Raw genomic sequence first — 1,193 nt, forward strand, 5'->3', positions numbered from 1 at the left:
CGAACCACCGGTCGTGACCCGCGGCGCCGCCGACACGTCGCGGACGGGCGCCACCGCGGGTCACGACCGGTGGTTCGGGTGTTGTTGTGACCGTAGACACTCCCCGGCCGTACGCGCCGGGACGGTGTGCACCGCGCCAGCTGTTACACATGTGCACAGTGCACAACCCGCGAGGCAGGAGGTAGGGGCGTTGGCGATCACGGTCCGCGACATCACGGCCGACCCGGACCTGGAGGTGCGGGTGGCGGCGGGCCGCTCCGGCCTGGACCGGGCGATCCGCTGGGCGCACGTGATCGAGCTGCACGACCCGGTGCGCTGGCTGCGCGGCGGGGAGCTGGTGCTCACGGTCGGGCTGGGGCTGGGCGCCGACGAGCGGGCGCGCCGCGCCTACGTGCGCCGGCTGCACGGGGCCGGGTGCGCCGGCCTGGGGTTGGCCGTGGACGTGTGGCGGCGCGAGGTCCCTCCCGAGGCTCTGGAGGAGGGCGACGCCCTGGGCCTGCCGATCCTGCGCGTGGAGGGCGAGACCCCCTTCGTCGCGGTGGTGGAGGCGGTGGCCGACCACTACGCGGCCGAGCGCACGCGCGAACAGCACCGGGTGCTCACCGCGCAGGACGCGATGGCGCGCGCGTCGCTGCGCTCGGGCCCGACCGGGGTGATGGGCGAGCTGTCCTCGGCCACCTCGGGGGCGTCGCTGCTGTTGGACCGCAACGGGATGACGAGCGCGGCCGTGCCCGACACCGAACCCCCCTGGCACGCGCTGGTCCGCTCGGCCCTGGCGGGGCGCCCGCGCGGGATGACGGTGCTGGCCGACGGGGAGGCGAGCGTCCTCCTCCAGACGCTGGGGCCCACCGGCCGGACCCTGGGCTGGCTGGCTCTGCGCTGCACGTCCCCGGTGACGCCGCACGTGCGCATGCTGGCCAACCACGCGGCCTCACTGCTGGCGGTGGACCTGCTGCACTCGCGCGACGCCCGGCGGGCGCTGTACCGCGAACGCGCCCCGGTCCTGCTCGCCGCGGTGACGGGGCGGCCCCGGGCGCCCCTGCCCCTGCCCGTCCCGCCCTGGGAGGTGGTGTGCCTGCGGACCCCCTCGCCCGACCGGCTGCTGGACCACGCGGCGGACGCGCTGACCGACGTGCTCGGCGACACCGCCGCCGCGCGCGACAGCGCTCTGTGCGTCCTGGAGGACGTGCTGG

Annotated in this window: 1 protein-coding gene; it reads left to right on the forward strand. The window is 76.6% G+C overall.

Annotated features, from left to right (window positions below; genetic code table 11):
- Window positions 1-190 precede the first annotated feature (190 nt).
- Window positions 191-1,193: PucR family transcriptional regulator ligand-binding domain-containing protein (locus DQW06_RS09290; protein WP_117198295.1), on the forward strand; the 1,003-nt coding region annotated here is incomplete at its 3' end.

The organism is Nocardiopsis sp. TNDT3, assembly GCF_003427465.1.
In the GTDB taxonomy this organism is placed as follows: domain Bacteria; phylum Actinomycetota; class Actinomycetes; order Streptosporangiales; family Streptosporangiaceae; genus Nocardiopsis; species Nocardiopsis dassonvillei.